A 24,305-nucleotide genomic window follows, 5' to 3' on the forward strand; every position below is an offset into this window, starting at 1 on the left:
GCCGGGTCGCGCGATGCCGACCAGTGGCGGTATCCTACCAGACCTTTCTGTTCATACCCCGGAGACGCGCCCGATGAGTGACACCCCGACCAGCGACGCCGAGCTCGACGCCAGCGGGCTGAACTGCCCGCTGCCGCTGCTCAAGGCCAAGATGGAACTCAATCGCCTGGCCAGTGGCGCGGTGCTCAAGGTGATCGCCACCGACGGCGGTTCCCAGCGCGACTTCCGCACTTTCGCCCAGCTGGCCGGTCATACGCTGCTGCATGAAACGGCCGAGGCCGGCGTGTACACCTACTGGCTGCGCAAGGCCTGAGTCTTTTCCAAGGATCGTCAATGTTCAAAGTGCTTCGCGACTGGATGCAGCGCTACTTCTCCGACGAGGAGGCAGTGGTGCTGGCGGTCCTGCTGTTCCTGGCCTTCACCGTGGTGCTGACCCTGGGCGGCATGCTCGCGCCAGTGCTGGCGGGCATGGTCCTGGCGTTTCTCATGCAGGGCCTGGTCAATGCCCTGGAGCGCTTGAAGGTGCCGTCCAGGCTGGCGGTCTGGCTGGTGTTCGCCCTGTTCATGGGCGCGCTGGCAGTGTTCATGCTGGTGCTGGTGCCGCTGCTCTGGCATCAGCTGATCACCCTGTTCAACGAACTGCCGGGTATGCTCGGCAAGTGGCAGTCGCTGTTGCTGCTGCTGCCCGAGCGCTATCCGCACCTGGTGTCGGACGAGCAGGTGCTGCGCGCCATCGAATCGGTGCGCGGCGAGATCGGCAAGTTCGGCCAGTGGGCGCTGACCTTCTCGCTGTCGAGCCTGCCGTTGCTGGTCAATGCGATGATCTACCTGGTGCTGGTGCCGATCCTGGTGTTCTTCTTCCTCAAGGACCGCGAGCTGATCGGGCGCTGGGTCAGCGGCTACCTGCCGCGTGAGCGTACGCTGCTCAACCGGGTGGGCGACGAGATGAACCGGCAGATCGCCAACTACATTCGCGGCAAGGGTATCGAGATCCTGATCTGCGGGATTGCCACCTATATCGCGTTCATCAGCCTGGGCCTCAACTATGCCGCCTTGCTGGCGCTGCTGGTGGGCCTGTCGGTGGTGGTGCCGTATGTCGGCGCGGTGGTGGTGACGGTGCCGGTGACGCTGATCGCGCTGTTCCAGTGGGGCTGGGGCGACCAGTTCATCTACCTGATGGCGGTGTACGCGATCATCCAGGCGCTCGATGGCAACGTGCTGGTGCCGCTGCTGTTCTCCGAGGCAGTGAGCCTGCACCCGGTGGCGATCATCTGCGCGGTGCTGCTGTTCGGCGGGCTGTGGGGGTTCTGGGGAATCTTCTTCGCGATCCCGCTGGCGACGCTGTTCAAGGCGGTGCTGGATGCCTGGCCGCGGCAGGACAAGTCTGTGGCGCCGATGTTGTAGATCTGGGGCTGCTTTGCAGCCCTATCGCGGCACAAGGCCGCTCCTACAGGGGAACGCGATTCCTGTAGGAGCGGCCTTGTGCCGCGATAGGGCGCAAAGCGCCCTCAAGATCTCAAGCCTTATCGAGATTCTGCGCCGCCGCCAACACGGCATCCACATGCCCCGGCACCTTCACCCCGCGCCATTCCTGGCGCAGCACTCCGTCCTTGTCGATCAGGAAGGTGCTGCGGTCCACACCCATGTATTCCTTGCCATACAGCTTCTTCAGCTTGATCACGTCGAACAGCTGGCACAGCGCCTCGTCCTTGTCGCTGATCAGCTCGAAGGGAAGCGCCTGCTTGGCCTTGAAGTTCTCGTGTGACTTGATGCCATCGCGCGACACGCCGAACACCACGGTGTTGGCGGCCTGGAACGCTGCATGCTGGTCGCGGAAGCCCTGGCCTTCGGTGGTGCAGCCCGGGGTGCTGTCCTTGGGATAGAAGTACAACACCACCTGCTGGCCCTTCAGGTCGGCAAGGCTGACGGTCTGGCCGCTGGTGGCCTGGACCTGGAAATCGGCGACGGGTTGGTCGAGTGCTACGGCCATGGGAGCTTCCTTACATGGGGTTCTGTGGGCGCCACGGTTCGATCAGCGCGTCCAGGTTCAGGGCGTCGGCAAAGTCGAGGAACTGGTCACGCAGCCAGCTGATCTGGGTGCCGGCCGGCAGGATCACGGTGAACTGGGCGTTGAGCATGCTGCTGCCAGTTTGCGGCGCGAGGTAGGTGTCGCAGGTCATCGCTTCGAGTTCGACGCGGTGGTCGAGGAAGAACTGGCACAGCTCGTTGATGATGTCCGGGCGATAGGCGGCGCTGACGTAGGCTACATAAGGCAGGGCCTGCGGACGCACTTCCTGGTCGGCGCTGCGCACCACGTCCAGGGTCAGGCCGTGCTTCTTGCCCAGGCCCGGCAGGGTGGCTTCGAGGCGGGCCAGGGCATCCCAGCTGCCGCCGACCTGCAGCACCAGGGCGCTGGTCTCGCCGTGGCGCGACAGGCGCGAGGTGACCACCGCGCAGCGGTTGTCGAAGGCCGCGCGGCTGAGAACGTTGGCCAGTTCCATGGGGTTGGGGCCCAGGGCGCTGATGACGAGGAATTGTTCGCGAACGGTGGGGGTGGACATGCAGCATTCCTAAAGCGATGAGCGGTCGGTGCAGGACGGGGGCAAGCCTCCTGCATCAGCAGGGCCCGGGCCGGTTTTGGCGGCTGTGGACGCAGGCCGGTAGCACTGTCGACGGCCCGGCGGGCCGTGCTGCACCGATCAAAGGATCAAGGGTAGCGAAAAGCGGCGCGAAGGGGAATGCTCCGCCCGCCTGCTTCGCTTGTGCAAGGCCGATGGCGCCAGTACCATTACCGCTCTCTTTTTCCGGCAGGAGCAGTTACATGATTGCGGGCAGTATGGTGGCATTGGTCACTCCCATGGATGCACAAGGGCGTCTGGACTGGGACAGCCTCGACAAACTTGTAGACTTCCACCTGGAAAACGGCACCCACGCGATCGTAGCTGTCGGCACCACCGGCGAGTCCGCCACGCTGGATGTCGAAGAGCACATCCTGGTCATCAAGCACGTGGTCGAGCGGGTCAAGCACAGCAACAAGCGGATTCCGGTGATCGCCGGTACCGGTGCCAACTCCACTGCCGAAGCCGTGCACCTGACCAAGAACGCCAAGAATGCTGGCGCCGACGCCTGCCTGCTGGTGGTCCCGTACTACAACAAGCCGACCCAGGAAGGCCTGTACCAGCACTTCAAGCACATCGCCGAAGCCGTCGACATCCCGCAGATCCTCTACAACGTGCCCGGCCGCACCTCCTGCGACATGCAGGCCGACACCGTGATCCGCCTGTCGAAGGTCAAGAACATCATCGGCATCAAGGAAGCCACCGGCGACCTGGTCCGTGCCAAGGCCATCCTGGATGGCGTCGACAAGGACTTCATCGTCCTGTCCGGCGACGATCCGACCGCCGTCGAGCTGATCCTGATGGGCGGCAAGGGCAACATCTCCGTCACCGCCAACGTCGCCCCGCGCGAAATGGCCGACCTGTGCGAGGCCGCCCTTGAGGGCAATGCCGAGAAGGCCCGCGCGATCAACGAAAAACTCATGCCGCTGCACAAAGACCTGTTCTGCGAAGCCAACCCGATTCCGGTGAAATGGGCGCTGGTGGAAATGGGCCTGATGCAGCAGGGCATTCGCCTGCCGCTGACCTGGCTGAGCGAAGGTTGTCACGAAAAAGTCCGTACTGCCTTGCGCCAGTCCGGCGTACTGGTTTAATCGAGGAAGTACACCGCATGAAGCGACTGGCTGGTCTTTCCGCTCTCGCCCTGATCATTTCCAGCACCAGTGGGTGCGGCTGGCTGTGGGGCGAGGATGGCTATTTCCGCGACCGTGGCAGCGACTACCTGCAGGCGCAGCCGACCGCGCCGATGCAGCTGCCGCCGGACGCCAGCAACGTCAAGCGCCTGGATCCGCTGCTGCCGATCCCGCGCAACGTGGCCGACGATCGCGCCACCGGCGAGTTCGAGGTACCCCGTCCACAGCCGCTGTCGGCCACCGCCGACATCAGCGATTTCAGCCTGCAGCGCAGCGGCAACAGCCGTTGGGTGCTGGCCCAGCGCTCGCCCGCCGAAGTCTGGCCGGTGACCCGCCAGTTCTTCGAAGACAACGGTTTCCGCATTGCCGAAGAGCGTCCGCAGACCGGTGAATTCAACACCACCTGGCAGCGCTTCGACGAGCTGTCGGCTTCCCTCGGCCAGCGCTTGGCCAGTACCTCCAGCAGCCCGGACAGTGAAGTCCGCGTGCGGGTGCGCATGGAGCCCGGCGTGCAGCGCAACACCTCCGAGGTGTATGTGGTCAGCGTCGAGCGTCCGGCCGGCAGCACCGCCGAACCTGATTTCCCGTCCGCCTCCAGCAACACCGGCACCGACGCCCTGCTGGTCGACGAAATGCTCGCCAGCATGAACCGCAGCGCCGAGAAGGGCGGTTCGGTCTCGCTGTTGGCCGCGCGCGACTTCGATGCCCCGAGCCAGGTCAGCCTGAGCGAGGACGGCAGCGGCAACCCGGTGCTGTTCCTGGGCTCGGACCTGGACCGTGCCTGGTCAGGCGTCGGCCGTGCCCTGGAGCAGGGCGAGTGGCGTGTCGAGGACATCAACCGCAGCCTGGGCCTGTACTACATCAACCTGTCCGAGAAGCCCGACGACAAGCAGAAGGAGCCTGGCTTCTTCAGTCGCCTGTTCGGCAGCGAGCCGAGCAAGGAAGAGCGTGAAGCCCGTGCCGAGCGCTACCAGGTTCGCCTGAGCAAGGTCGGCGACAACGTCCAGGTGACCGTCGAGAAGAACATCAACACCGTGGCCCCGGCCGATGTTGCCCGCCGCGTGCTGAGCGCGATCCAGGACCACCTGGGCTAAGTGCGCTTCGCGGTTCTAGGAAGCGGTAGCCAGGGAAACGGCACGCTCGTCGCCAGTGGTGATACTTTCATCCTGGTCGATTGCGGGTTTTCCCTGCGCGAGACCGAGCGGCGCCTGGCGCTGCTCGGGGTGTCGGCCACGCAGCTGAGCGCGGTACTGGTGACCCACGAACATGCCGACCACGTGCATGGGGTGGGGTTGCTCTCGCGCCGCTACAATGTACCGGTCTACCTCAGCCAGGGCACGTTGCGCGGCATGCGCAAGCCGGTCGAGGTGGCCGGTTTTCTCGGTTGTGGCGATGTGCTGCAGGTCGGCGATCTGCAGGTCAGCGCGGCACGGGTCGAGCATGACGCCTATGAGCCGCTGCAGTACGTGATCAGCGATGGTCGTCGGCGCTTCGGCATGCTCACCGACCTGGGCAGTTACGACGCGCGGCTGTTGGAGCGCTATCAGGGGCTCGATGCCTTGCTGATCGAGGCCAACCACTGCCGCGACCTGCTGGCCCGTGGGCATTACCCGCACTTTCTCAAGCTGCGGGTCGGCGGCAGCCAGGGACATTTGAACAACCACCAGGCCGCGAGCCTGGTGGCCGAGTTGGGCTGGCAGAACCTGCAGCACCTGGTGCTGGCCCACCTCAGCAGCAAGAACAACCTGCCACATCTGGCCCGCCAGTGCTTCGTCGACGCCCTCGGGTGCGACCCGGACTGGCTTCAGGTGGCGAATCAGGATCATGGGCTCGACTGGCGCCAAATCGCCTAGCCCACCCACTCAAGCAAGCGGAGCCCATCATGGAAAAACGCGACGAACTCTACCGCGGCAAGGCCAAATCGGTTTACAAGACCGACGACGCCGACCGCTTGATCCTGCTGTTCCGTAACGACACCTCGGCGTTCGACGGCAAGCGCATCGAACAACTCGACCGCAAGGGCATGGTGAACAACAAGTTCAATGCCTTCATCATGCAGAAGCTCGAAGAAGCCGGCGTGCCGACTCAGTTCGACAAGCTGTTGGGCGACAACGAGTGCCTGGTGAAGAAGCTCGACATGATCCCGGTCGAGTGCGTGGTGCGCAACTACGCCGCCGGCAGCCTGGTCAAGCGCCTGGGCGTGGAGGAGGGCATCAAGCTGGAGCCGTCCACCTTCGAGCTGTTCCTGAAGAACGACGAGAAGGGTGACCCCTTCATCAACGAATCCCACGTTGTCGCCTTCGGCTGGGGCACCGCCGAGCAACTGGTCGAGATGAAGAAGCTGTCGCTGAAGGTCAACGAAGTGCTGAGCAAGCTGTTCGACGACGCAGGCCTGCTGCTGGTCGACTTCAAGCTGGAGTTCGGTGTGTTCCACGGCCAGATCGTCCTGGGCGACGAATTCAGCCCGGACGGCTGCCGTCTGTGGGACAAAGAAACCCGCAAGAAGATGGACAAGGACCGCTTCCGTCAGGGCCTGGGCGACGTGATCGAAGCCTACGAAGAAGTTGCCAAACGCCTGGGCGTGCCGCTGTAAGCGGCGCGTTCACGCAAGCGCCTGATACCACGCGAATTTTTTTCAAAAAAGGTTTGCCAGAAACGAAATCGCTGGTATGATGCGCGCCATTGGAGAGATGCCGGAGTGGTCGAACGGGACGGATTCGAAATCCGTTGTACTGGCAACAGTACCTAGGGTTCAAATCCCTATCTCTCCGCCATACGCGAAGTAGTCGAAGCCCCCGAAAACGTTGAGTTTTCGGGGCTTCGTCGTTTATGGTTCGCCCGGAAAAAGTTGGGTAATGTTTTTGCAGTCGCTAACTCAGATCACGTCTCACAACTTCGACTTTTAGATTCGAAGCCTTCCAGCCCTTCAGATTTTTTATAAAGTTTGCTGCAGGCTTTAGGGTACTTTCCGCTGGGAGAAAATGGCCGCTTACATTTGTTAGTTGCACCGTGTTGCCTTTTTTTTTCAGCATCCCTGCAGCGACTACGTTGGTCCGTGTCAAGCCCGCCTGAGCAGCAATGGCAAGAAAAGCTGAGTGTGACGGTTCGACTTCCGGACTATTGTGGTAGCTGCCGACGATGAGCGTCCTATCCTGGGTGAGCACCCACTTATGGCTATGGAGTGAGTTGTTGATGTGTGGCTCGTTGAAAAAGTCCGCGTGTTTGATAATGCTGACTTGCGCTTGTCTACTTTCAAGGTAGGTATTTAGCTCCATTCGTTCACTGGCAAGCTTACCTGCTTTTACATCCGTCAATGGAGGCATGTTCTTAAGCTGCCATTTGTTCACCATTCTACTCAACCAGTTGTTTCCGCTTGGGTCGATCCTGTTTATCGGGTCTCCTGAGCAATAGGCGTAAGCATTGATGCCACCGGCATTGAAGGGGCTGAAGGCGTCTGGGCTTTGAAAACGCATTAAAACTGGGCTGAACGCTCGGTGACCATTGCCCAGCAGGTAGTTCCCGATTTTCGGATCGAAGGGTTTGCCGTTGAACGCCAAGACCGCTGATGCCGGTATTTCCGGGTGATGGTAGCCATAGGCGTTGTAGGTCCGTGTGCTAGCTGATCGACTTGTCTGCAATACAGATTCATGTGAGTCGACCTTGAGCAGCGCCAGGGTTATGGTGGTGTCCGACGATGCAGGCAGCGATTGGCTCATCGCTTTGCTGGGTGGCATGGATGTTTCTCCGTTTATTACAAGGCTCCTTGGAACTTGAATACTCTTGTCCAGAATCAACCTCCTGTGTAGCTGATAAAAATTACAGGTAGCATTCCTTCGGTACGTCAGGCTGGCGGCTATTTGCCATGATTTGCACTCTGGGTGCTTGTTGTACACAATCGCACCCTTTGCCTCGAAAGGATGCGTGCAATGAAGTTCGAAGGGACTTTCCAATACATGGGCAACCACGGGATCGTCTTCAACGTCTCGCAGATCACCCTGACCGACAGTGAGCGTGGACGCCTGCGCGAGCTGCATTTCGGTGAGGCGAGAAGCGCCCATTACGAGGTCAACAGCAAGGTCGTCGAGACCTACGACAGGATGCTGGCCAAGGGGCTGCCCTGCGTGATGAAGATCGGTATCTCCAAGCCGCTTACCCGCCAGCAGGGCGATACCCTCAATGCCCAGCGCACCAAGGTCGCCAACCTTGCCGCCTCGGCGTTCGCCGCCGCCGCGAGTTCTGTCGCATCGCCCTATGTTGGCGTGCCGGTGGGCGCTGGGGTGCGGGCCTATGCCAATGACGTCCTGCCCACCTACCATGCCGGCGATGTATTGGTCAGCATCGAGGCGCAGGTCAATGGCGGCATCGGGCCGCAGCACACCACCTCGACCCTGATCATCAAGACCTGAGGGAGACGCCTGTGTCCGAAATTATCTATGCGGTCATCGCCCTGGTGCTTTACGGCCTGTTGGATCGGTTCCTCAGGCCTTACGCGCTGCGCAAGTGGCTCGGGGTGGCGTTGGCGGTGGTTGGTGTCGTCGGTTGCATCCTTGTGAGCCAGACCCGTTCGTTCGGGTTGGACCTGGGATTGCTGTCGGTGCTTGCCACGGGGGCGGGTGTGGGCCTGTTTGTGAGGCGGCGGCGATTCGAGCAAGTTGGTTGATGCGATAAAGGTTTTTACCCGAAAGCCCCGTAGTTCTTGCTACGGGGCTTTTTGTATCAAACAGCGGAGTTGTTCGTCACTGCGTGGGAGACATCTTGCGACAGTGCTTTGGCCATGCCGGTGAGGTAGTGCGCGGCTACCAGCAATGTAGGTGCGTTCTTCAGATCTTGAGTCAGCGCGATATCGCTCAGGGTGTAGGCGCAGGTTATCAAGTTGGTGGATTGTTCCAGGGCATAGTCCATGGGGTGGCCCGCAACGACCTGGAACAGTGGGTTTTCGTTATCGACTTCACCGCTTTCGCCAAAGCTGCCGATGCCGACGGTGGTGATGCGCTTGTCTTGAGTCATGCCTGTTCTCCTTGTTGTCTGGGCGCGATCAATGCCTTGCCTGTACACGGCTCAGGGCCATTTCGATCAAGCTGCGTGCACTGTCGATTTCGTGCACGGCGGTCAGGGCCATGACCTGGCCCGGCGGCTTGCTGTGGATCATTGCGGCGTGCTGGGCGGCGGTGAGGGCGCAGACGAGATACTCGGCAACTTGAACGAGCAAATCTTCAATCTGATGTGGGGCGTCGCCAAGGCTGTTTGGCGGATCTGGAACCATCTTGCGCATATGCATCTCCGGAGTCGGTGGTGCTGCAACAAGCTTGCTGTCAAACAAGGGGGTGGCAGCGGTACGTGGGTTGACAGACCGAGGACTCCGGGACCCGGCGCACACAAGGTGCCCCACGTACTGCCGCCATAAGGGGTGCACGTGCTCGGAGTAGTATTCGGCCTGTCAAAGCCGGTCGTTGAGTTGGCAACGACGGGTCGAGACTAGGCCGCGAACCGAGCAGCTGCAATGGCTTGAATGGGGGAAAAGTGTGCTTGGGAAATGGACTACAGGAAATCAGGAAAGTCTGATGAAAATCTGTAGGAAGCTGAAAGGAATTGCCAGCAAGTTGGTCTTCTCAATCCTCAGATCACTTATTGGCTCTTTGCGGGAAACTCCGTTTTCACTTCATGCTATCGCCTGTTTATCGGCTTCTCTTGCTGTAGACGTTGGCGGTCTCGAGCGGCCTGACTGTCAGCTCTACACCTAGTGCAAGCATCAGCTTCTGGACGGTAGCGAAGCGCGTCTTGTCCCCTCCCTTGAGCGTTTTATAGAGTGACTCGCGGTTAACGCCTGCATCCTGGGCAAACTGATTCACACCGATGGCCTTGGCGACTTCACCGATGGCCTGCATCAGCGTCTGGGCATCGTTGCTGTGCATGGCTTCTGCCAGGAAGGCAGCAATGGTTTCGGGGTTGTCGAGGAAGCGGGAGGCCTCGAAGCGGTTGGTGTTGCTCAGTTCCAGGTCAAGGATCGGCATATCGCCAGACTCGGCATTTTTACTCATCTTCTTTTACCTCGCAGGGCATCGAGAATGTCCTTCGCTCGTTTGATGCCTCTGTCTTGATCAGTCTTGTCACTGCCGTAGAGCATCAAATAGCGCGCCATGCCTGTCCGCACATAGTAGATGCGGTAACCAGGCCCGATGAACACGCGCATTTCGCTGACACCGTCGCCGACGGGTTCGGTGTCACCGAAGTTGCCACCTTCTGCGCGGAGAATCCGTCCGGCGATCGCACCTTTGCCGATGGGGTCCTTGACGCCATCGAGCCAGGATTCAAATTCCGGCGTTGTGTCGATCAGGTTACTCATGCATGAAAGTAGCCTACTGGCTACTCCTTGTCCATGTGGGTGGTATTTTCGGATCAGACGCCAAGCCGGACGACGCTCGATTCAGCGCAGTGACGGCCTGAGGCTAGAGAGCGATTCGGTCGGTTGCAATGCTTTGAAGGAAGGGGACATCCGACTCGGAAAAGGACTACGGGCAGAGGGAAGTCCATGCTTTTCAGTCGGGATAGGCATCAGTCCCAGGGAATCAAGCTATTTCCGGTAAGGGCAATCTGTGCGAACTACGCCAACCTGTAACGTTTTAGCAAGTAGTTCATTACACTTAGTTGCCGTGCCGACAACTTGTTAGTTGACCCCCGTCAACTAGTGCAACTGTACTAACGCCTTTCGCTCACACCCCCTTTTCCCGTATGATCCGCGCGCCATCAGTTTGATGGTGGATCATGGACTAAAGGATTTTTATGAAAAAGCTGATCAAAGCTACTGTCGCTGTTGCTGTCGTTTCGGGCGTTGCCCTGCTGTCCGGCTGCACCGGCCAGGTCTACAACCAGCCTAAGAACTGCTCGTACGACTACCTGTTCCACCCATCGGTTTCCATCTCCAAGATCATCGGCGGCTGCGGCCCGATCGATAAACTGCCTCAGCAGCAGTAATCTTGGAAATACCCTGATCGGGTCGTTCACGGCCTGATCCAAGACCCCCGACCATGGATGTGGCCGGGGGTTTTTGTTTCTGGGGGGCGTGGTGGCTTGTCGCGTGGCAACCTGTCGTCTTGACGTCCCGGCGCGCGTTTGTTTGTGCTGGCAATTCGGTTACAATCCGTAAATCGTTTCAGCCTTGTCGGTCAATCCGACCAAAGGCTGGCGCGTCCAATGTCTCTCTGGCTGCTGAACAATGATCACAACAAGCCTGCGCTGAAGAACATGGAATACCTGGGCCAGCCACAGGCCCACCCTCCGTTCTACTGACTGGAATCGATCAATGTTCAAGAAAGCTGGCAAGACCTTGCTGGGTCTGGCAGTCGCGGCGAGCTTCATGCAAGCGCACGCCGAAGACACCAAGAAAGTCGACGTGCTGCTGGTTGGCGGCGGCATCATGAGTTCCACCCTGGCGGTCTGGCTCAACGAGCTGGAACCGAGCTGGTCGATGGAAATGGTCGAGCGCATGGACGGCGTCGCCGAAGAAAGCTCCAACGGCTGGAACAACGCCGGTACCGGCCACTCCGCGCTGGCCGAGCTGAACTACACCCCGATGGACAAAGATGGCAAGGTCAACATCACCAAGGCCATCGAGATCAACGAGTCGTTCCAGATCTCCCGCCAGTTCTGGTCCTGGCAGGTACGCCAGGGCGTGCTGAAGAACCCGCACTCGTTCATCAACACCACCCCGCACATGAGCTTCGTCTGGGGCGATGACAACATCAAGTTCCTGAAGCAGCGCTACGACGCCCTGCAGGCCAGTCCGCTGTTCCGTTCGATGCAGTACTCGGAAGACCACGCGCAGATCGCCAAGTGGGTCCCGCTGATGATGGAAGGCCGCGACCCAAGCCAGAAGCTGGCCGTGACCTGGAGCCCGATCGGCACCGACGTCAACTTCGGTGAGATCACCCGTCAGTTCGTTGGTCACCTGAAGACCAAAGAAAACTTCGACCTGAAGCTGTCCAGCGAAGTGCAGGACATCACCCGCAACGAAGACGGCTCCTGGCACGTCGAGTACAAGAACCTGAAGGATGGCACCGAGCACGCCACCGACGCCAAGTTCCTGTTCATCGGTGCCGGCGGCGGCGCGCTGAAGCTGCTGCAGAAGTCGGGCATTCCGGAAGCCAAGGAATACGCAGGCTTCCCGGTGGGCGGCTCGTTCCTGGTGACCGAGAACCCGACCGTTGCCATGCAGCACATGGCCAAGGCCTACGGCATCGCCTCGACCGGCGCGCCACCCATGTCGGTTCCGCACCTGGACACCCGCGTGCTGGACGGCAAGCGCGTGATCCTGTTCGGGCCATTCGCCACCTTCTCGACCAAGTTCCTGAAGAACGGCTCGTACCTGGACCTGCTGAGCAGCACCACCACCCACAACGTCTGGCCGATGGCCCGCGTCGGCATCGATCAGTACCCGCTGGTCGAGTACCTCGCCGGCCAGCTGATGCAGTCCGACGACGACCGATTCGCCGCCCTGCAGACCTACTTCCCGAACGCCAAGAAGGAAGACTGGAAACTGTGGCAGGCCGGTCAGCGCGTGCAGATCATCAAGCGTGACGCCGACAAGGGCGGCGTGCTGAAGCTGGGCACCGAGGTCGTGGCTTCCGAAGACCGCACCATCGCCGGCCTGCTGGGCGCCTCGCCAGGTGCCTCGACCGCCGCGCCGATCATGCTCAACGTGCTGGAAACCGTGTTCAAGGAGAAGGTCGCTACCCCTGAGTGGCAGGCCAAGATCAAGGAGATCATCCCGAGCTACGGTACCAAGCTGAATGATTCGGCCGCCGCCACCCAGAAAGAGTGGGACTACACCGCCGAAGTCCTGCAGCTGGAGAAGCCGCCGGTGATCGACCAGAGCGTCAAGACCAGCGTGGCGCCAGCCGCACCGGTCGAGAGCAAGCCTGCGAACGACATGGCGCTGTAAGGCCCCTGCTTGCCGGGCTTGCCCGGCAACACCAACCACGAGGATCGCCCCTGGCGGCCTCGTGGTTTTTTTGTGCCTGAGAATCGGGCAAGGGATTTACGCCTACCCTGTAGGAGCGGCCTCGTGCCGCGAAAGGGCTGCGTAGCGGCCCCAGCATTTCGGCGTTGAGCAAAGATTGCCGGGGCCGCAATGCGGCCCTTTCGCGGCACAAGGCCGCTCCTACAGGGATCGCGCAAGACTTGAGGTTGGCGTGGCCGGGTGCGGCTCAACGCTGCTCGAGAATACTGCCCAGCAACCCCGGGAAGCGGCTTTCGAGTTCTTCGCTGCGCAGCGAATTCATATGCGTGGTGCCGACGTTGCGGGTGTGCACCAGCCCGGAATCGCGCAATACGCGAAAGTGATGGGACATGCTCGACTTGGGCCGGCCGCCGTCCAGCTCGCCGCAGCTGGCTTCGGCGACACCGGCCAGGCGACGGACGATTTCCATGCGCACAGGGTCGCTCAGGGCATAGAGCAGGCGCTCCAGCGTCAGGTCTTCGGGGTTGGGGTGGGTATAGGCTCGCATGGACGACATGATAACGGGGGTTTCACAAATTGCCATAGTTCGAATATGATCGAACAATCGTATCCACCCTGTCCCTGGAGTTACCTCATGGCCGCCTTGTTCGAACCCTATACCCTCAAAGACGTCACCCTGCGCAACCGCATCGCCATTCCGCCGATGTGCCAGTACATGGCCGTGGATGGCCTGATCAATGACTGGCACCAGGTGCATTACGCGGGCCTGGCCCGTGGTGGCGCCGGCCTGGTGGTGGTCGAGGCCACCGCGGTGTCGCCGGAAGGGCGTATCACCCCCGGCTGCGCCGGCATCTGGAACGACACCCAGGCCCAGGCCTTCGTGCCGGTGGTCAAGGCGATCAAGGCCGCCGGTTCCGTGCCGGGCATCCAGATCGCCCACGCCGGGCGCAAGGCCAGTGCCAACCGTCCCTGGGAAGGTGACGACCATATCGCCGCCGACGATGCCCGTGGCTGGGACACTATCGCCCCGTCCGCCATCGCCTTCGGCGGCCACCTGCCGAAAGTGCCCAAGGCCATGACCCTGGACGATATCGCCCGGGTCAAGCAGGACTTCGTCGATGCCGCGCGCCGTGCCCGCGATGCCGGCTTCGAGTGGATCGAGCTGCACTTCGCCCACGGTTACCTGGGCCAGAGCTTCTTCTCCGAGCACTCCAACCAGCGTACCGACGCCTATGGCGGCAGCTTCGACAACCGCACGCGCTTCCTGCTGGAAACCCTGGCCGCGGTACGTGAGGTGTGGCCGGAGAACCTGCCGCTGACCGCTCGCTTTGGCGTGGTGGAATACGATGGCCGTGACGAGCAGACCCTGCAGGAGTCCATCGAACTGGCCCGTCGCTTCAAGGCCGGCGGCCTCGATCTGCTGAGCGTCAGCGTCGGCTTCACCATTCCCCAGACCAACATCCCGTGGGGCCCGGCGTTCCTGGGGCCGATCGCCGAGCGGGTGCGCCGCGAGGCGAAGCTGCCGGTGACCTCGGCCTGGGGCTTTGGCACGCCGGAGCTGGCCGAGGGCGCGTTGCAGGCCAACCAGCTCGACCTGGTGTCGGTGGGGCGTGCGCACCTGGCTGATCCGCACTGGCCGTATGCCGCTGCCAAGGCACTGGGTGTGGACAAGGCGGCGTGGACGCTGCCGGCGCCTTATGCGCACTGGCTTGAGCGTTATCGCTGAGTGAGGCTGGGGCCGCTCTCATGAGGCAAGACCTAATTCTTTGATCTCACTGGGGCAGCGTGGGAGCGGGCTTGCCCCGCGATATGGTGTATGGCACCGGCTTTGCCGGTGATCGCGGGGCAAGCCCGCTCCCACGCTGGTAGTGTTTGCAACGTTATTCTTTGAACGGCCTGGTGCTCGAAAAATCAGAACCGATCCAACCTGTACACCTGTTCCACTTCGGCCCCCGCAGCCAACCGCCCCACCCACTCTGCCGTCACCGCCGCCTGGGTCAACCCCAGGTGCTGGTGCCCGAACGCCAGCAGCACCTTGCCATCAGCCACCCGGTCGATCACCGGCAGCGAATCCGGCAACGAAGGCCGGAACCCCATCCACGGTGTCGCTCCCTTGGCATCCAGCTCACGCCGGAACAAGCCCTTGCTCAACCGATGCAGTTGCCATGCCCGCTGCATGCTCGGCGGCGCCTCGAGCCCGGCGAATTCCACCGTGCCGGCCAGGCGCAGGCCGTCGGCCATGGGCGTCATGATGAACTTGCGCTCCAGCGAGGTGACGGCGAATGGTAGGCGCTGGTGTTCCGCCGGCAGCATCAGGTGGTAGCCGCGCTCGGTATCCAACGGTACCTGCCGACCGGTCAGGGCGGCCGTGAGCCTGGCCGAATGTGCCCCGGCACTGATCAACACCTGGCGGGCCTCGAGGGTGCCCTGGTCGCTGGCAAGGGTGATGCCCTGGCCATGCACCCGGCCGCCATCGACCTCGGCATGCAGGAAGCGCACGCCGCTGGCCCTGGCGGCGCTGAACAGGTCGCAGACCACCTGATAGGGGTCGAGGAAGTGACCGGTGCGCGGGAAGAACAGGCCGCCCAGGATCGACGGACTCAACTGCGGCGCCGCTTCGCTTACCGCCTCGGCCGACCACAGGTCCACGGGCACGGCCTGTGCCTGCAGGCGGGCGTGCAATGCCGCGAGCGCCTGGCGCGATTCGTGGCGTTCGAACACCAGCAGCGAACCGTCTTCCTTGAGCAGGTGGTTGCGGTCGATGGATGCAAGCAGCCGTTGCCAGGCGCCGAGGCTGCTTTCGTTCAGCGCACGAAGGCCCGCGACGCTACGCTGGAACGGCGCCGGTCGCAGGTTGAGCAACAGGCGGGTGAACCAGGGCAGGGCCCGTGGCAGGTACTTCCAGTCCAGGCGCAGCGGGCCCATCGGGTCTAGCAGCATGGCCGGCAGGCGCTTGAGAATCGTCAGGTCGGCGATGGGAAACACCTGCTCGGTGGCCAGGTGCCCGGCATTGCCAAACGACGCACCGTGGCCCGGCGCCTGGCGATCGATCAGCAGCACCCGGCGGCCCTGGCGGGCCAGTTGCAGGGCGCAGGCAACGCCGACAATGCCGGCGCCGACCACGGCGATGTCCGTGTCAGTGGCGGTCATGGTTCAGCCTTCCCGTCGGCCATCGAGCAAGCGGCGCAGTTGCAGCGGGTTGCCCTGTTGCAGCGCATCGGGCAGCAGTGCATCGGGGAAGTCCTGGTAGCACACCGGGCGCAGGAAACGCAGGATCGCCGCAGTACCCACCGAGGTGCCGCGGGTGTCGGAGGTGGCCGGGAACGGGCCGCCGTGGACCATCGCGTCGCACACCTCGACCCCGGTCGGCCAACCGTTGACCAGGATCCGCCCGGCTTTGCGTTCGAGGGTGGGCAGCAGCTGGCGGGCGCGGTCGAGGTCGGCGGCGTCCAGGTGCAGGGTGGCGGTCAGTTGTCCTTCCAGGTGCTCGGCAACCTGGCGGACTTGCTCGTCGCTGTCGCAGGCGACCACCAGCGAGGTGGCGCCGAACACCTCGGCCTGCAGCGCAGGGTCGGCGAGAAACGCCTGGGCCGAGCTGGCGAACAGGTGCGCCTGGCACTGGTTCGGGCCTTGATGAGGCTGGCCGCTGGCGATCTGGCGGGCATTGCGGTTCTCACCCAGTGCGGCGACGCCGTTGGCATAGGCACTGGCAATGCCGGGGGTGAGCATGGTCTGCGCCGCGGCTTGCCGGACTTGCTCGGCGGCGGCATTGATGAAGCGCTCGAGGGCCGGCCCCTGGCGGGCGATCAGCAGTCCGGGGTTGGTACAGAACTGGCCGGCGCCCTGGGTCAGCGAAGTGACGAAGGCTTGGGCCAGAGGTTCCGCTCGGGCCTGCAGGGCGGCTTCGAAGAGGAACACCGGGTTGATCGAGCTCATTTCGGCATAGACGGGGATTGGCTCGGGACGTGCCTGGGCGGCCTGGCACAGCGCGAGACCGCCGCTGCGCGAACCGGTGAAGCCAACGGCCTTGATGCGCGGGTCGCTGACCAGACCGATACCGACCTCACGGCCGGCGCCGTACAGCAGCGAGAACACGCCTTCGGGCAGCTCGCACTGCGCGACCGCCCGGGCCACGGCCTGGCCGACCAGTTCGCTGGTGCCGGGGTGGGCGCCATGGGCCTTGACCACCACCGGGCAACCGGCGGCCAGTGCCGAGGCGGTGTCGCCGCCGGCCACCGAGAAGGCCAGCGGGAAATTGCTGGCGCCGAACACCGCTACCGGGCCCAGGGCAATCTGTCTTTGGCGCAGGTCGGGGCGTGGCAGTGGCTGGCGCTCGGGCAGAGAGTTGTCCACCCGTACATCCAGCCATTCACCGGCCCGCACCACGCGAGCGAAGGTGCGCAGTTGCGCGCAGGTGCGGCCGCGCTCGCCCAGCAGACGCGCCTTGGGCAGGCCGGTCTCGGTGTTGGCGCGGTCGATCAGGGCATCGCCCAGGGCTTCGATCTGCTCGGCGATGGTTTCGAGAAAGTGGGCGCGTTGTTCGAGGGTGGTTTCGCGGTAGGCATCAAAGGCCGCCCAGGCCAGGGCGCAGGCCTGGGTTACCTGTTCGGCGCTGGCGCCGGCGTAGCTGGGCTCCAGCGATTGGTTGCGAGTCGGGTCGACGGCACGGATCGGTGCTTCGGTGCCGACCACGGAGCGTTGGCCAATTAGCAAGTTGCCGGTAAGGGGCATGAGCACATCCTTTGGAATTAAATTCAGAATCAAGGGCGTGTCGCAGCCCTGTGGGAGCGGGTTTACCCGCGAAACAAGCAACTCGGTGCATGGCACCGGCTTTGCCGGTGTTCGCGGGTGAACCCGCTCCCACAGGGGGGCGGGCTGTCCTCGATATCAAGCCTGGTTGTGCTCGGCCGACCAGCTGGCGTACCAGGTGCGGAACAGCGCGTATTGCTGTTCGGCGTAGTGGCGCTGGGCGTCGGTGAGGGCGTCGGTTTCGTTGAAGTGCAGGCGGTACTCGGTGTCGCCGTTGAGCACCATCAGGTGCTTGTAGTACAGCACCAGGTCGCAGCCTTCATCGAACGACGACAGCACCGCCAGCGCCGACTCCAGCTCCCGGGCCTGGCGTCGGGCCTTGGCATCGCCCTTGGCGGCGCGCTTGCTCAGGCTGACCAGTTGCAGCACTTCACGGGGCAGCGCGTTGCCGATGCCGGTGATGGCGCCGGTGGCGTTGCAGTTGACGAAACCGTGCACCACTTGCGTGTCGACGCCGACCATCAGGGTCACGTCATCGTCCTGCGAGGTGATGTGCTCGGCGGCGTAGCGCAGGTCGGCGGCGCCGCCGAACTCCTTGAAGCCGATCAGGTTGGGGTACTCGCGACGCAGCGCGAAGAACAGGTCGGCGCGGGTGGCGAAACCATAGTAGGGGCTGTTGTAGATCACTGCCGGCAGCTTCGGCGCGGCGCCGAGGATCGCCGAGAAGTGATGCTGCTGGGCGGTCAGCGAGGCGCCGCGGGACAGCACCCGGGGGATGACCATCAGGCCGGCGGCGCCGACCTTGGCGGCGTGGGCCGCGTGGGACACCGCTTCGCGGGTGTTCACCGCGCCGGTGCCGACGATGGTCGGGATGCCGGCGGCGACCAGGCGCGCCACGCCCTCCTGGCGCTCGGCCTCGGTCAGCAGCGGCCAGTCGCCCATCGAGCCGCAGTACACCACCGCGCTCATGCCGGCGTCGATCAGTTCGCGGCCCTTGCGCACCAGGGCGTCAAAGTCCGGCTTGCGCTCGGCGGTGCAGGGGGTCATCAGGGCGGGCATGGTGCCGGTGAAGATGTTGTCGGTCATTGTTGTCACTCCTGGCGGTATTCAGTGGGAAATGAACGGGGTCAGATGCCCCAGGCGAACGGATCCTGCTCGTCGATCAGCAGGGTGCTGTCGGCGGTCATGTGGGCGCGGCCGGTGATGATCGGACGAATGCGTTCGCCGTCGCGTTCGTAGCGGCCGTGGAACTGGCTGCCGGTGATGCTGGCCTGGACCCAGGTCTGGCCTTCGGCGAGCTTGCCGTCGGCGGCCAGGCACGCCAGCTTGGCGCTGGTGCCGGTGCCGCAGGGTGAGCGGTCGTAGGCCTTGCCGGGGCACATGACGAAGTTGCGGCTGTCGGCGTTGGCGTCGTCGGCGAACAACTCGACATGGTCGATCGGGGCGCCGTGTTCGCCGGTGATGCCTTGGGCCTCGAGGGCCTTGAGCAGGGCCCAGGTGTAGTCGGTGAGGGCTTCGCGGTTGTCCAGCGCGATGCGCTGGCCGTGGTCGGAAACCAGGAAGAACCAGTTGCCGCCCCAGGCGATGTCGCCGCGCACCAGGCCATGCCCCGGCACGTCCACCGTCACCTGCCGGCGGTAGCGGTAGGACGGCACGTTGCCGACAGTGATGGCGCCGTCGTCATGCAGGGTGGCGCTGACCTGGCCGACCGGCGTGTCGATCTTGTGCTCGCCCGGCTCGATCAGGCCCAGGTGGCGCAGCGAGGCGACCAGGCCGATGGTGCCGTGGCCGCACATGTTCAGGTAGCCGGCGTTGTTGAAGAAGATCACCCCGCAGGTGGCATCCGCAGAGACCGGCGGGCAGTACAGCGCGCCCACCAGCACATCGTTGCCGCGAGGCTCCAGCAGGCAGGCGCGGCGCCAGTGGTCGTGCAGCTCGCGCAGCTCGTCGCGCTGTTCGGCCATGCTGCGGCCGTGCAGTGGCGGGAAACCCTTCATCACCAGGCGGGTCGGTTCACCGCCGGTGTGGGAGTCGATGACGTGGATCTGTTTCATAGGTCAGTTCGTTCCAACGTGTGGGGGAATCGTGGGAGCGGGCTTGTCCCGCGATGAGGCCGCTTGCCCTGAATCGCGAGGCAAGCCCGCTCCCACGAGTTCCCGTCAGTGTTCAGGAGGCCAGCGCAGCCGGCTCGTGCCCGTGATGCGCTTCGGCACCCGCTTCGCTTTCATCGTCGCCATCGAGCCGCACCAGCCGGGCCGGCACGCCGGTGGCCGCGCCCCAGTAGTAGATGCCCAGGGCACTGGCGGCGACGATCACGGTGTCCAGCGGATGGCCGATCACGCCCAGGCCGCCGAAGCTGCCCAGCCAGGAGAGGAAAATGGTCACGGCGTAGAAGCCGATCAGCCAGGCCGACGAGCGCACCTGCTGGCCCAGCGACAGGTGTTCGGTGGGCACGAAGCGGCGGCACAGCAGGTACAGCACGAACATCACGATCTGCAGCGCCAGCAGCCAGGACACGGTGTTCCAGCCCGACCAGTAGACGATCAGCGCGGCGATGATGAACGACAGCGGGCCGAGCACGCCCATGCCCTTGACCCGGAACGGCCGTGGCATGTCGGGGGCGTTGCGGCGCAGGGCGGCGACCGATACCGGGGCCACGGCGTAGCTCAGCACCAGGGCGGCGGACACCACGTTGATCAGTGCTTCCCAGGACGGGAACGGCAGGGTCCAGAACACCGCCAGGCCGAAGGTCAGCCACAGCGCCGGGCGCGGGATGCCGGACTGCTCGTCGATGCGGGTGAAGTACTTGAAGAAGGTGCCGGTCTGCGCCCAGCCATAGATCACCCGTGGGGTGGCGTTCATGTAGATGTTGCCGCAGCCGCTGGGCGAGATCACCGCGTCGGCCACCACCAGGTAGGCCAGCCAGCCGACGCCCAGGGCCAGGGCGATGTCACGGTAGGGCAGGGCCAGTTCCTTGGTCACCCCGGCCCAGCCGTTGGCAATCATTTCGTTCGGCACACTGCCGAGAAACGCCAGTTGCAGCAGGGCATAGATCGCGGTGGACAGCAGCACCGAGAGAATCAGCGCGATGGGGATGGTGCGCTGCGGGTTCTTCACCTCGCTGGCCACCGAGATGATCGGCGTGAGCCCCAGGTAGGCGAAGATGATGCCGCCGGCCGACACTGCCATTTCCACGCCGGACAGGCCGAACGGCGCGAAGCCCTGGACCTCGAAGTTCTCCGGCTTGAAGAAGGTGAACAGCACGCCGATCACCAGCAGCGGCACGATGAACTTGAACACGCTGACCAGGTTGTTGGCCTTGGCGAAGGTCTTCACGCTGCGGTAGTTGAGCAGGAAGAACAGCCCGAGCAGCGCGAACTGCACCAGCCAGCCAAGCACCGTCGGGTCGCTGGAGCCGGTCTTGGTCAAGGCCGGGAACCAGGCCGCGGCGTACTGGCGCGAGGCGACCACTTCGATGGCGATCAGGCTGGAGAAGGCGATCAGGGTAATGAAGCCCATCAGGTAGCCCAGCAGCGGGCCGTGGGAGTACACCGGGTAGCGCACCACGCCCCCGGCCCGCGGCAGGGCGGCGCCGAGCTCGCAGTAGACGATGCCCAGCAGCAGCACGGCGAAGCCTCCGAGGAACCAGGAGAGGATGCCGGCCGGGCCGGCGATGGCCGAGACGTGGCTGGCGGCGAACAGCCAGCCGGAGCCGAAGATCGCGCCGAGGCCGATGAAGGTGAGGTCGAGCAATGACAGCTGTTTCTTGAATTTGCCTGACATGGGTGCGCCTTTTTGTAGGTTTTGGATAGGCAGGTCTGATGTCACGATGCGGCTTGGTCGGCCGCGCTCTTGTAGGTCGTGGGGCGGCTTGCGTGGGGCATAGAGTGGACCGATCGAGGCGTCGGTTCTTGATGGTTTTCTGCAAGGTGAGTGACGAAATCGGCACAGTCAGGCAGAAAGGCTGGTGCGGCGGGCTTGGGGTGATTTAGGTTGGCGTTGCCGGCCTATCGCGGGGCAAGCCCGCTCCCACGCGTGCCGTGCAGCTGGCGTGGGAGCGGGCTTGCCCCGCGATAGGGCTGGTAAATCCCAAAGAGAAATCCCGCATGTTCAAGACCCCACTGACAGCGCTGTACCAGCACCTCGACCAGCACCGCCCCGAATCCCTCGAGGCCCTGCTCACCGGTGTGGTCTGGCTGCTGCCCATGCTCGACGTGATCGCCAATGCGGCGATCTTCATCAAGGATGACCAGGCCCGCTACGTGCTGGCCAATCGCACGCTGGTCCAGCGCTGCGGCCTCAAGCGCCTGCAGCCGCTGCTGGGCAAGACCAGCGCCGAAGTGTTCCCGGCGCGCCTGGGCCCCGGCTACACCGAGCAGGACCGCCGGGTGCTGGAGCAGGGCCTGGTGCTGGAAGACCAGCTGGAGCTGCACCTGTACGGCAGCCGCGAACCGGGCTGGTGCCTGACCCACAAGCGTCCGCTGTACGATCCGGCGGGGAGGATCATCGGCCTGGTGGGCATTTCCGTCGACCTGCAGTCAGCCGCCGACACCCACCCCGCCTATCAGCGGCTGGCGGCGGTGGATGCGCATATCCGCGCGCATTTCCACCAGCCGATCAGCATGGGCGAGCTGACCCGCATCGCCGGGATCTCGGTGGCGCAGTTGGAGCGCTACTGCAAGCGGATATTCCACCTCACGCCCCGGCAGATGATCCACAAGGCCCGCCTGGAGCATGCGCACCAGTTGCTGCACAGCGACCTGCCGATCATCGAGGTGGCCCTGCGCTGTGGCTACACCGATCACAGCGCCTTCAGCCGGCAGTTCAGGCAACTGACCGGTTTCACGCCGCGGCAGTACCGGATGGCAACGAATTAAGGAATGATGCATAAATGCATTGATTTGTTATGCTTTAATGCATAGAATGAGTTTCAGCGCTACTCAGTAGCATGCATAAACTCAATCGATACAGGATGTTCACGATGACAACTGCTTACACCGCCAAGAATTCCCTGCCTTTTGCAGCGCTACCTACTACCGATGGTGTCGTTCAGTACTTTCGTGCGACCAGCACCAACGTAGCGGATGCGTCCTATGCTCCCGATGGTCTGGCAGCTGCGCCGATCTACGGCCTCGGTGGCCAGCTGTTGCAAGGCAACGAGATTGTCGCTGGCGGCAACGTGACGCTGGTTTCCTATCTCGGTCCACTGCTCAACCAGGGGGCCCTGTGCTGGATCCTGCTGAACTGCGAGGGTGGTGCCCAGCAGGTGGCCAATGCCACGCATAGCCAGCATGCCGTGACGCTTGGCCAGATCATCGGTTTCTCCGGAGCCGCGCCTGGTGACATCAAGTTCTCCGCAGCCAACGAGGCGCCGGTGGGCTGGCTGAAGGCCGATGGGGCATTGGTGTCTCGCGCCGAGCATGGCGCATTGTTCGCCGCCATCGGCACCACCTATGGCGCTGGCGATGGTGTCACGACCTTTGGTCTGCCTGACCTGCGCGGTGAGTTCATCCGTGGTTTCGATGACGGCCGTGGAGTAGACCAAGGCCGGGCGTTCGGCTCCTGGCAGAAAGGCAGCCTCTACCCTTACGACACCACCGAGAACATAGCCAACGGCGTCTGGAGTGCATCCACCACGCAGAACACAGGTCCCGCTTCGCAAGTCGCGATGGGCGTGGATGCCTACTCCACCGACGAGTATTCGACCATTTCGCTGGGTGGGGTCGATGCGCGGGTCAACTATGCATTGCCAGGTCTGTTCGGTGACCGTGGTTACTCCGGGATCACCCGCCCACGCAATATGGCCATGCTCGCATTGATCAAATGCTGATCACTCGCTGCTGAACAGGGCGCGGGCCTCGTCGAAGCACTGCTCGGCGATGGCCGAGCGCGGCTCGCTGCGGCGCAGCAGCAGGCCGACCGGGCTGTGGATGCTGGCTTCCTGTACCGGGATGATGCGCATGTGCTGGTTGAGGTCTTCCAGGCCGCAATCGAGCGGCATGACCGCGCAGCATACGCCGGTGTTGATCGCCTGGATCAGCTGGAAAGTCGAGTCGCTCTCGAGCACGGCATTGGGCGCAAGGCCACGGCTGCGCAAGCTCAGGTCGAGGGACTGTCGGTAGTGCATGCCTTTGCTCAGCAGGCCCAGCGGCAGCTCGCCGAGGTCTTCCCAGCGCAGGCTGTCGGCCTCGAACTGGAAGTGCCGGGTGTCGTGCAGCAGGCCCATGGTGGTGGTGCTCAGCTCGATCACTTCGAAGAAGCTGGTGTTGACCTGGTCGAGGTAGCAGATGCCCAGATCGAGCTGGTTGCGGCTCAGGCCGTCGATCACCTGCTCGGAGCTCAGCGACGACAGCTGGAAGTGCAGCTCGGGGTACTTCTCGCGCAGGGGCATCAGCAGTTGCATGGGGTTGAAGCTGGCCAGCGGCACGGTGCCCAGGCGCAGGCTGCCAACCACTTGGCCCCGGCAGCTGGCGGCCTCGGCCTGCAGGCCGTCATGGGCGGCGAGCAGCGTGCGGGCCCAGGCCAGGATGCGCTCGCCGGCTTCGGTGAAGCCTTCGAAGCGCTGGCCGCGCTTGACCAGCACCAGGTCCAGTTCGTCCTCGAGGTTGCGCAGGCGCATGGACAGGGTCGGCTGGGTGATGTGGCACAGCGCCGCGGCCTGGCCGAAGTGGCGGGTCTGGTCGAGGGCGATGAGGAACTTGAGCTGTTTGATGTCCATGGTGCGGCCTGGGGTTGCGGGGTGGGTAGACCTTAACCAAGAGTGAAGCACCTGGCTAATCCTTGATGAACATTTCACCGACCCGGTCGCGGGGCCGATAGCGGCGATAGAAATCGTCGATCACCCGGTACGCC

27 protein-coding genes and 1 tRNA gene are annotated in these 24,305 nt (G+C 63.3%); 14 read left to right on the forward strand and 14 right to left on the reverse strand.

Annotated elements, in window-relative coordinates; genetic code table 11:
• Positions 1–73 precede the first annotated feature (73 nt).
• The gene (locus VUG52_RS06690) at positions 74–313 is read left to right on the forward strand and encodes a sulfurtransferase TusA family protein (RefSeq protein ID WP_028692991.1); all 240 of its coding nucleotides are present in this window, start codon (positions 74–76) and stop codon (positions 311–313) included.
• A gap of 20 nt (positions 314–333) precedes the next feature.
• Positions 334–1,404, forward strand: coding sequence for an AI-2E family transporter (locus tag VUG52_RS06695; RefSeq protein ID WP_050704285.1), 1,071 nt, complete (start codon positions 334–336; stop codon positions 1,402–1,404).
• Positions 1,405–1,516: 112 nt separating this feature from the next.
• Here VUG52_RS06695 and VUG52_RS06700 read toward each other — a convergent pair whose 3' ends face one another.
• Positions 1,517–1,990, reverse strand: coding sequence for a peroxiredoxin (locus VUG52_RS06700; RefSeq protein ID WP_050704286.1), 474 nt, complete (start codon positions 1,988–1,990; stop codon positions 1,517–1,519).
• 10 nt (positions 1,991–2,000) lie between these two features.
• Positions 2,001–2,561, reverse strand: coding sequence for a glycine cleavage system protein R (locus VUG52_RS06705; RefSeq protein WP_028692994.1), 561 nt, complete (start codon positions 2,559–2,561; stop codon positions 2,001–2,003).
• 260 nt (positions 2,562–2,821) lie between these two features.
• Between VUG52_RS06705 and dapA the strand changes: the two genes are divergently transcribed.
• The 5 genes from dapA (at position 2,822) to VUG52_RS06730 (ending at position 6,522) form a co-directional block, all read left to right on the forward strand.
• On the forward strand, positions 2,822–3,709 hold the full coding sequence (dapA, locus tag VUG52_RS06710; RefSeq protein ID WP_028692995.1) for a 4-hydroxy-tetrahydrodipicolinate synthase: 888 nt from the start codon (positions 2,822–2,824) through the stop codon (positions 3,707–3,709).
• 17 nt (positions 3,710–3,726) lie between these two features.
• A complete protein-coding gene (gene bamC, locus VUG52_RS06715) occupies positions 3,727–4,842 on the forward strand; it encodes an outer membrane protein assembly factor BamC (RefSeq protein WP_046856746.1) in 1,116 nt (371 codons plus the stop codon).
• Complete coding sequence (locus VUG52_RS06720; protein ID WP_050704287.1) at positions 4,843–5,601, forward strand: MBL fold metallo-hydrolase; 759 nt, start codon at positions 4,843–4,845, stop codon at positions 5,599–5,601.
• Between the two features lie 29 nt (positions 5,602–5,630).
• Positions 5,631–6,341, forward strand: a complete 711-nt coding sequence (purC, locus tag VUG52_RS06725) for a phosphoribosylaminoimidazolesuccinocarboxamide synthase (protein ID WP_011535129.1) — start codon at positions 5,631–5,633, stop codon at positions 6,339–6,341.
• A gap of 91 nt (positions 6,342–6,432) precedes the next feature.
• Positions 6,433–6,522: transfer RNA gene (locus VUG52_RS06730), tRNA-Ser, on the forward strand.
• 96 nt (positions 6,523–6,618) lie between these two features.
• Here VUG52_RS06730 and VUG52_RS06735 read toward each other — a convergent pair.
• Positions 6,619–7,482 (reverse strand): RHS repeat-associated core domain-containing protein, encoded by an 864-nt coding sequence (locus VUG52_RS06735; RefSeq protein WP_156329585.1) that lies wholly within the window; start codon positions 7,480–7,482, stop codon positions 6,619–6,621.
• A 192-nt stretch (positions 7,483–7,674) separates the two neighbouring features.
• Here VUG52_RS06735 and VUG52_RS06740 point away from each other — a divergent pair, with 192 nt between their 5' ends.
• Both VUG52_RS06740 and VUG52_RS06745 read left to right on the forward strand, forming a co-directional pair.
• Positions 7,675–8,154 carry a hypothetical protein gene (locus tag VUG52_RS06740; RefSeq protein WP_050704288.1) on the forward strand — a complete coding sequence of 160 codons (480 nt, stop codon included), beginning with the start codon at positions 7,675–7,677 and terminating at the stop codon, positions 8,152–8,154.
• Positions 8,155–8,165: 11 nt separating this feature from the next.
• Entirely contained in the window at positions 8,166–8,408 is a 243-nt protein-coding gene (locus VUG52_RS06745; RefSeq protein ID WP_050704289.1) for a hypothetical protein, read from the forward strand.
• 56 nt (positions 8,409–8,464) lie between these two features.
• On the opposite strand, the gene VUG52_RS06750 is transcribed toward VUG52_RS06745, so the two are convergent.
• The 4 genes from VUG52_RS06750 to VUG52_RS06765 form a co-directional block, all read right to left on the reverse strand.
• The gene (locus tag VUG52_RS06750) at positions 8,465–8,755 is read right to left on the reverse strand and encodes a DUF3077 domain-containing protein (protein WP_050704290.1); all 291 of its coding nucleotides are present in this window, start codon (positions 8,753–8,755) and stop codon (positions 8,465–8,467) included.
• A gap of 28 nt (positions 8,756–8,783) precedes the next feature.
• Positions 8,784–9,020, reverse strand: a complete 237-nt coding sequence (locus VUG52_RS06755; protein WP_050704291.1) for a hypothetical protein — start codon at positions 9,018–9,020, stop codon at positions 8,784–8,786.
• Between the two features lie 403 nt (positions 9,021–9,423).
• Complete coding sequence (locus VUG52_RS06760) at positions 9,424–9,786, reverse strand: addiction module antidote protein (protein ID WP_050704292.1); 363 nt, start codon at positions 9,784–9,786, stop codon at positions 9,424–9,426.
• Positions 9,783–10,091, reverse strand: a complete 309-nt coding sequence (locus tag VUG52_RS06765) for a type II toxin-antitoxin system RelE/ParE family toxin (protein ID WP_050704293.1) — start codon at positions 10,089–10,091, stop codon at positions 9,783–9,785. The genes VUG52_RS06760 and VUG52_RS06765 overlap by 4 nt, the downstream gene beginning before the upstream one ends.
• 437 nt (positions 10,092–10,528) lie before the next feature.
• On the opposite strand from VUG52_RS06765, the gene VUG52_RS06770 reads away from it, so the two are divergent.
• Positions 10,529–10,720, forward strand: coding sequence for a DUF4223 family protein (locus VUG52_RS06770; protein ID WP_023630554.1), 192 nt, complete (start codon positions 10,529–10,531; stop codon positions 10,718–10,720).
• Between the two features lie 328 nt (positions 10,721–11,048).
• Positions 11,049–12,686: a malate dehydrogenase (quinone) gene (mqo, locus tag VUG52_RS06775; RefSeq protein WP_050704294.1), complete on the forward strand. Its 1,638-nt coding sequence runs from the start codon at positions 11,049–11,051 to the stop codon at positions 12,684–12,686.
• 265 nt (positions 12,687–12,951) lie between these two features.
• Here the strand turns inward: mqo and VUG52_RS06780 are convergent, their stop codons facing one another.
• Positions 12,952–13,287, reverse strand: coding sequence for an ArsR/SmtB family transcription factor (locus tag VUG52_RS06780; protein WP_052896291.1), 336 nt, complete (start codon positions 13,285–13,287; stop codon positions 12,952–12,954).
• 51 nt (positions 13,288–13,338) lie between these two features.
• Between VUG52_RS06780 and VUG52_RS06785 the strand changes: the two genes are divergently transcribed.
• On the forward strand, positions 13,339–14,430 hold the full coding sequence (locus VUG52_RS06785) for an NADH:flavin oxidoreductase/NADH oxidase (RefSeq protein WP_050704296.1): 1,092 nt from the start codon (positions 13,339–13,341) through the stop codon (positions 14,428–14,430).
• Between the two features lie 185 nt (positions 14,431–14,615).
• On the opposite strand, the gene VUG52_RS06790 is transcribed toward VUG52_RS06785, so the two are convergent.
• The 5 genes from VUG52_RS06790 to VUG52_RS06810 all read right to left on the reverse strand — a co-directional run bounded on the left by VUG52_RS06790 (position 14,616) and on the right by VUG52_RS06810 (position 21,236).
• Positions 14,616–15,854, reverse strand: a complete 1,239-nt coding sequence (locus VUG52_RS06790; protein ID WP_050704297.1) for an NAD(P)/FAD-dependent oxidoreductase — start codon at positions 15,852–15,854, stop codon at positions 14,616–14,618.
• Positions 15,855–15,857: 3 nt separating this feature from the next.
• A complete protein-coding gene (locus VUG52_RS06795) occupies positions 15,858–17,435 on the reverse strand; it encodes an aldehyde dehydrogenase (NADP(+)) (protein WP_050704298.1) in 1,578 nt (525 codons plus the stop codon).
• A 156-nt stretch (positions 17,436–17,591) separates the two neighbouring features.
• Complete coding sequence (locus tag VUG52_RS06800) at positions 17,592–18,539, reverse strand: dihydrodipicolinate synthase family protein (RefSeq protein ID WP_050704299.1); 948 nt, start codon at positions 18,537–18,539, stop codon at positions 17,592–17,594.
• 41 nt (positions 18,540–18,580) lie between these two features.
• A complete protein-coding gene (locus VUG52_RS06805) occupies positions 18,581–19,507 on the reverse strand; it encodes a 4-hydroxyproline epimerase (protein WP_050704300.1) in 927 nt (308 codons plus the stop codon).
• A 112-nt stretch (positions 19,508–19,619) separates the two neighbouring features.
• Positions 19,620–21,236, reverse strand: a complete 1,617-nt coding sequence (locus tag VUG52_RS06810) for an APC family permease (protein WP_050704301.1) — start codon at positions 21,234–21,236, stop codon at positions 19,620–19,622.
• Between the two features lie 323 nt (positions 21,237–21,559).
• Here VUG52_RS06810 and VUG52_RS06815 point away from each other — a divergent pair, with 323 nt between their 5' ends.
• Positions 21,560–22,330 carry an AraC family transcriptional regulator gene (locus VUG52_RS06815; RefSeq protein WP_050704302.1) on the forward strand — a complete coding sequence of 257 codons (771 nt, stop codon included), beginning with the start codon at positions 21,560–21,562 and terminating at the stop codon, positions 22,328–22,330.
• 104 nt (positions 22,331–22,434) lie between these two features.
• Positions 22,435–23,283, forward strand: coding sequence for a tail fiber protein (locus tag VUG52_RS27220; RefSeq protein ID WP_050704303.1), 849 nt, complete (start codon positions 22,435–22,437; stop codon positions 23,281–23,283).
• Here the strand turns inward: VUG52_RS27220 and VUG52_RS06825 are convergent, their stop codons facing one another.
• Positions 23,284–24,171, reverse strand: coding sequence for a LysR family transcriptional regulator (locus VUG52_RS06825; protein WP_050704304.1), 888 nt, complete (start codon positions 24,169–24,171; stop codon positions 23,284–23,286).
• Positions 24,172–24,305: the final 134 nt, after the last annotated feature.

The sequence above is a fragment of the Pseudomonas sp. LH21 genome, from assembly GCF_036549575.1.
Classification (GTDB): domain Bacteria; phylum Pseudomonadota; class Gammaproteobacteria; order Pseudomonadales; family Pseudomonadaceae; genus Aquipseudomonas; species Aquipseudomonas peradeniyensis.

Coding starts and splice junctions, on each gene's coding strand:
- VUG52_RS06690 (WP_028692991.1), top strand. CDS start 74: ATGAGTGACACCCCGACCAGCGACGCCGAGCTCGACGCCAGCGGGCTG.
- VUG52_RS06695 (WP_050704285.1), top strand. CDS start 334: ATGTTCAAAGTGCTTCGCGACTGGATGCAGCGCTACTTCTCCGACGAG.
- VUG52_RS06700 (WP_050704286.1), bottom strand. CDS start 1,990: ATGGCCGTAGCACTCGACCAACCCGTCGCCGATTTCCAGGTCCAGGCC.
- VUG52_RS06705 (WP_028692994.1), bottom strand. CDS start 2,561: ATGTCCACCCCCACCGTTCGCGAACAATTCCTCGTCATCAGCGCCCTG.
- dapA (WP_028692995.1), top strand. CDS start 2,822: ATGATTGCGGGCAGTATGGTGGCATTGGTCACTCCCATGGATGCACAA.
- bamC (WP_046856746.1), top strand. CDS start 3,727: ATGAAGCGACTGGCTGGTCTTTCCGCTCTCGCCCTGATCATTTCCAGC.
- purC (WP_011535129.1), top strand. CDS start 5,631: ATGGAAAAACGCGACGAACTCTACCGCGGCAAGGCCAAATCGGTTTAC.
- VUG52_RS06735 (WP_156329585.1), bottom strand. CDS start 7,482: ATGCCACCCAGCAAAGCGATGAGCCAATCGCTGCCTGCATCGTCGGAC.
- VUG52_RS06740 (WP_050704288.1), top strand. CDS start 7,675: ATGAAGTTCGAAGGGACTTTCCAATACATGGGCAACCACGGGATCGTC.
- VUG52_RS06750 (WP_050704290.1), bottom strand. CDS start 8,755: ATGACTCAAGACAAGCGCATCACCACCGTCGGCATCGGCAGCTTTGGC.
- VUG52_RS06755 (WP_050704291.1), bottom strand. CDS start 9,020: ATGCGCAAGATGGTTCCAGATCCGCCAAACAGCCTTGGCGACGCCCCA.
- VUG52_RS06760 (WP_050704292.1), bottom strand. CDS start 9,786: ATGAGTAAAAATGCCGAGTCTGGCGATATGCCGATCCTTGACCTGGAA.
- VUG52_RS06765 (WP_050704293.1), bottom strand. CDS start 10,091: ATGAGTAACCTGATCGACACAACGCCGGAATTTGAATCCTGGCTCGAT.
- VUG52_RS06770 (WP_023630554.1), top strand. CDS start 10,529: ATGAAAAAGCTGATCAAAGCTACTGTCGCTGTTGCTGTCGTTTCGGGC.
- mqo (WP_050704294.1), top strand. CDS start 11,049: ATGTTCAAGAAAGCTGGCAAGACCTTGCTGGGTCTGGCAGTCGCGGCG.
- VUG52_RS06780 (WP_052896291.1), bottom strand. CDS start 13,287: ATGGCAATTTGTGAAACCCCCGTTATCATGTCGTCCATGCGAGCCTAT.
- VUG52_RS06785 (WP_050704296.1), top strand. CDS start 13,339: ATGGCCGCCTTGTTCGAACCCTATACCCTCAAAGACGTCACCCTGCGC.
- VUG52_RS06790 (WP_050704297.1), bottom strand. CDS start 15,854: ATGACCGCCACTGACACGGACATCGCCGTGGTCGGCGCCGGCATTGTC.
- VUG52_RS06795 (WP_050704298.1), bottom strand. CDS start 17,435: ATGCCCCTTACCGGCAACTTGCTAATTGGCCAACGCTCCGTGGTCGGC.
- VUG52_RS06800 (WP_050704299.1), bottom strand. CDS start 18,539: ATGACCGACAACATCTTCACCGGCACCATGCCCGCCCTGATGACCCCC.
- VUG52_RS06805 (WP_050704300.1), bottom strand. CDS start 19,507: ATGAAACAGATCCACGTCATCGACTCCCACACCGGCGGTGAACCGACC.
- VUG52_RS06810 (WP_050704301.1), bottom strand. CDS start 21,236: ATGTCAGGCAAATTCAAGAAACAGCTGTCATTGCTCGACCTCACCTTC.
- VUG52_RS06815 (WP_050704302.1), top strand. CDS start 21,560: ATGTTCAAGACCCCACTGACAGCGCTGTACCAGCACCTCGACCAGCAC.
- VUG52_RS27220 (WP_050704303.1), top strand. CDS start 22,435: ATGACAACTGCTTACACCGCCAAGAATTCCCTGCCTTTTGCAGCGCTA.
- VUG52_RS06825 (WP_050704304.1), bottom strand. CDS start 24,171: ATGGACATCAAACAGCTCAAGTTCCTCATCGCCCTCGACCAGACCCGC.